Source organism: Bacillota bacterium, assembly GCA_013314855.1.
Classification (GTDB): domain Bacteria; phylum Bacillota; class Clostridia; order Acetivibrionales; family DUMC01; genus Ch48.
The window spans coordinates 1-4590 of the sequence record JABUEW010000201.1 but is presented as its reverse complement, the minus strand read 5'-3'; the positions used below and the strand labels follow the sequence as shown (position 1 = coordinate 4590).

General features: G+C 38.1%; 5 protein-coding genes. 1 reads left to right on the top strand and 4 read right to left on the bottom strand.

What is annotated here, in order from left to right; all coding sequences use genetic code 11:
- Positions 1 to 294 precede the first annotated feature (294 nt).
- Positions 295 to 1056 carry an ISNCY family transposase gene (locus tag HPY74_19960; GenBank protein NSW92884.1) on the top strand — a complete coding sequence of 254 codons (762 nt, stop codon included), beginning with the start codon at positions 295 to 297 and terminating at the stop codon, positions 1054 to 1056.
- A 54-nt stretch (positions 1057 to 1110) separates the two neighbouring features.
- Here the strand turns inward: HPY74_19960 and HPY74_19955 are convergent, their stop codons facing one another.
- The 4 genes from HPY74_19955 to HPY74_19940 all read right to left on the bottom strand — a co-directional run bounded on the left by HPY74_19955 (position 1111) and on the right by HPY74_19940 (position 4445).
- On the bottom strand, positions 1111 to 3096 hold the full coding sequence (locus HPY74_19955; protein ID NSW92883.1) for a recombinase family protein: 1986 nt from the start codon (positions 3094 to 3096) through the stop codon (positions 1111 to 1113).
- Positions 3097 to 3183: 87 nt separating this feature from the next.
- On the bottom strand, positions 3184 to 3489 hold the full coding sequence (locus HPY74_19950) for a hypothetical protein (GenBank protein ID NSW92882.1): 306 nt from the start codon (positions 3487 to 3489) through the stop codon (positions 3184 to 3186).
- Positions 3458 to 3931, bottom strand: coding sequence for a helix-turn-helix domain containing protein (locus tag HPY74_19945; protein NSW92881.1), 474 nt, complete (start codon positions 3929 to 3931; stop codon positions 3458 to 3460). Before HPY74_19945 ends, HPY74_19950 begins: the two co-directional genes overlap by 32 nt.
- Before the next feature lie 187 nt (positions 3932 to 4118).
- Entirely contained in the window at positions 4119 to 4445 is a 327-nt protein-coding gene (locus HPY74_19940; GenBank protein NSW92880.1) for a hypothetical protein, read from the bottom strand.
- Positions 4446 to 4590 lie beyond the last annotated feature (145 nt).

Here is a 4590-nt window from a genome sequence, read left to right as displayed (position 1 = left end):
ATTTTATCATTTCTATATCTTCAGGACTAAATGTCCTACCTGAAAATGTTCTATTAGTATTGTTCATGACTTGATTACCTACCTCCCCCAAGTCTACTATACAATACTAATCTTGTACGTGTCCAACTCGGTTTTGCGAAAATATTTTTTTGCTACTCTCTATAACTCTTGTTTTCTCTTTCTTTTAAATTCGTGCTTCATCTCTGGGTAAATTTATGTGTTTATTTTGTGATAATGTCACCTTGTTAATTATTTTGATAAAATGTCACTATGAAAGGTAAGGTGAATTATCTGATGTCACAAGAGCAACTAAAAAGGTATACTGTCATCGAGAAAACTATAGAGGGCAGTATGACTGTTAGGGAAGCAGCAGAGCATTTGGGCCTTAGCGTGCGCCAGGTAATACGCCTGAAGAAAGGAGTGAAAGAAAACGGGGCCGCAGCTCTTATACACAAAAATCAAGGCCGCAAACCTGCTCATGCTATACCTGATAGTGTAAAGCAAACTATTATTACTTTAAAGCTTTCAAACAAATACAGGGAGGCTAATTTTAAGCACTTCCAGGAACTTCTTGAGAGGTTTGAAAACATAAAGATAAGTTATGCTCCTCTTTATGAGATACTAAATAGTGCAGGTATTCAAAGTCCTAAAAAGCGGAGACGTTTCAAACCTCACCGCCGTCGTAAGAGGAAAGCACAAAAAGGGCTTTTAATCCAGATGGATGCAACGCCGTTTGATTGGTTTGGAGACGGTATTATGTATTCTCTTCATGCAGCCATAGATGACGCCACTAGCGAAATTGTAGGACTTTACATGACAAAAAATGAATGCTTGCAAGGATATTTTGAAACGACCAGGCAAATGCTTATCAATTATGGAATTCCTGTCAGCATATATTGCGACAGACATGCTATTTTTCTTTCTACGAAAGCATCCAAGCTTACCATTGAAGATCAACTTGAGGGCAAGATTTGCAATGATACACAGTTCGGTAGGGCTATAAGGGAGCTTGGTATTACAATTATTTCTGCAAGGTCGCCACAGGCGAAAGGTTAGGTTTCATACTGCACCTCTTTCTCACCGTACAAAACGGTGTATATTATTTTAGCTTTAAAAACGTTCCGGTTCATATAGATAGTTTAGTCTGCCACAATATCTATGATAATTTAATTGTCCGTTTTCCCGCAATCTTTGAATCTCCCTTTGTGAAACTCCAAGTTCCGCCATTTTTTCAGGCAAAGTCAACAATCCGGATTCTCTTAATCTCGTATACCTGTTTTTAAGATTGTAATTACGGATAATTCTTTCTACAATTCTACTACTAAATTTCTTTCCTTGCCCGGATTTTACCCCTTTTTCATTAAGAATATCAGCCACTTCGCCTGAAGTACAATAATCCGTTAAGTAATCGATCCCTTTAATTACATCAGGACTGGTAACCCATGTTTTCCAAATATGCGGAGGCTTTGGAATATTAATAACCTTGCTTGTTCCTCCTTTAAACCGTATGCTCAATATAATTTCATTGATACTTTGAATAGTCACATCTTCGATCAGGCACCGGACTATTCTTTTTTTCTCCCTGTTTGGAACACTTCTATTATTCCATATTTCAGGAAATTTTGCAACCATATCCAGCATGTCAGACCTTATGTCTTCATTAACTGCTTGTACTTGCGTCTGGCATTGCTTTTCATAAACTTCCTGTGCTTGTTCCATTTCTCTAAGTTTTTTGTTCCATTCTGCTTCAAGCTCAACGGCGACCAACCGGTTATCAGGATCGACATTCATATACCTGCGTCTGGCAAGTTCCATCTCATATCTTGCTCTCTCCACCTGTTGCTTGTAATACCTGTCAACCTCAAGTTTCCTCAAGTTCAGTTCTTTTTGGACTTCAAGGGAAGCTTCTACCGCAAGGGGAGTAACCATTTCAATCAACATTTTGCTTATTTCCCTGTCTATAATATCACCTTTTACTGTTTGACATATCTTGTCCCCGTATTCAATACATCGTTTCTGGCAAACATATATAGGGATAAGCTTTGACCTTTCATCATGGTATTGTACAGTCATCTTTTTACCACAATTTCCACAGATAACAATACCCTGAAGCAGTGCAGGGCCTTCTCTTGGAGGGGACTTCCGTCCATCTTCACCTCTTGGGTGTGCATTATCGTAAAGTATCTTCAGATTTCTTTCATAGTCTTCAATCGTAATGTACCCGGGATGTGAACCGGGTATAAACGTGTGCCAATCTTCCTTTTCCATCTTAAGAGTCTTTTTGCCATGTATAGTCCTTTGTACCTGGGTTCTACCATAACAGTATATTCCGGCATACATAGGGTTATGCAATATCCGGAGCGTTGTGCTATTTACCAACTGGACCCATTGGAGTTCTCCCTTTTTAAAGCCTTTATGCGCTCTTAACGGGAATTTAAAGCCTTGCTTATTAAATTCCCTTACAGTCCCCCATACAGAGCCAACCCTTCGAAACGTCTGGAAAAAAAGATTTATTGCCTGCCTTACCTGTACATCCGGGTCAAATACAATCTGGCCGTTATCATTGTATATATACCCAATAGGCAAAGAAATCCTTAGCTCCCCCCTTTTTGCCTTATTCATCAGCCCTCCTCTCATTCTCGCCTGTAAGAAATGTAATTCCGCCTCACTCATAGTTCCTTTCAGACCGAGAAGGAGTCTGTCATTAAAATCATTTGTATCGTATACGCCATCTTCATCCATTATCAACGTATCGGTTATTGCGCATATCTCCAAAAGACGGCTCCAGTCTGTTGAACTTCTCGATAGTCTGGATACCTCAAGTCCTATAACTATTCCTGCGTGTCCCATGCCAACTTCAGCAACAAGTTTCTGAAAACCTGTCCTTTCCGCAGTTGTAACCCCTGACTGTCCCAGATCACTGTCTATAGTAATTATGCTTTCTAAAGTCCAACCAAGAGAAACTGCCTGCTGTTTTAGAGCATACTGCCGTTTTGTACTTTCGGTATTCTCGTAGACCTGTCTTAGTGTTGATTGTCTTATGTAAAGGTATGCATTTCGTGACAGGTGAGTCACTTTTATTTTCTGAGTAGCCATTTTTTAATCCCCCTCTTGTAATCAGTATCATTTTAATTTGTAAAAGTGACGGTTAATTCATTAACCCCATAAAGATTTTTTATGATTTTAAATATCCAATACTCTTTCCCGGCTTAAAATCATATTGGCTATCAGTATAGTTATTTCCGGCTGTATAGCCTGGGGTATTATATCAACCTCACTATTTTTAACTGTTGCCGAAGTTGTGCTGTATTCCGACCAGGCAATCGCCCATGCTTTTAATCCCTTTTTCATAAACAAATCAAGTCCTAACGGTATTATAAATGCTGTGCTTTGTCCAAGAGCATAAGAACGGAGTTCTTCATAATATTGCAACACCTGGTGAGAAGGTTTTTCAGGTTCACTTCGTTTTATAGTGTTTTTTTTTATCACCGGCAAGAACCCTTTGTATGCTTCTTTTATGGACATTTACTCCATGGGAGCTAAGAATCTCTACAATTTTATCTTTCCCGATATCAGGATTATCCCTTATTATTTCATAAATAATTTCCATAGTCGTGTCAGTAAGCTTGTGAGCACCATGCGGACCTCGTTTCTTAGGCAAAAGTCCCAAAAATCCGCTGTTTTTGAAAGCTTGCTGTATCTTGTAGAATGATACCCGGGAAAACCCAAATGTTTTTGCAGTTTCAGAAACTGGTCTCCCATTTTTTTCGACTGCGCGTAGCATTTCATACTTAACCTGTACAATATCCCGTTTATCAAAAAAAGGGTTATTCTGAAAAAGTACATCTTTAACTTTATCAGCATTTTTGTTCAGTGTATTATTCTCGTCCAATACTTTTAATTTTTCATCATAAGGATTTTTCTTCGCCATAAAATCACCTCGCATGTAGTGTTAATTAAATTATAGCATCATATATTAATAATGTCAATGCATATTTTCAATATTTCGCAAGTGTACTATTCTCCGTACTTGTTTGCAACATGTAATTTTGACAACTTGTACTATAAAATCAGATGACATATTTTTGTTTACAATGTGCCATAATTTAGTTAACAGTTTAGCCTTGATTTTGTATGCCTTTTATTATTCTAGATAACTCTAATAGGTCGTCATACTTGAAGTCGCTTCTTCCATTAGAGACTACAATAAAAGGGTCAGGATCGCAAACATCTGTCCAGGATGCAGGCATGAGGTACATTTCACCTTTGTCATCAATATATAGTAACCTGTCCTCACCCCATGTTAACTTCCTTTCAATAAGTTCAAACTCTTTTCCAAAAAGTGGACTAAACTGATGTGTTACTTTAAATTTTCTTATACCGTACTCACGTCGAGTAGTTGACAACCTAAGCGAAAGGCCGCGTGGAAAGACTTTTTGAAACACTCCAAAGCAGACTCCCTATAGAATTTAATATTGCTGGTATAACTACTGTAGATGAAGCTAATATCTTCTTTAGAAGTTATATTCCTCAGTTCAACAAACTATTTGCTGTTGAACCTGAAAAAGCTGAATCTGCCTTCCGCCCTCT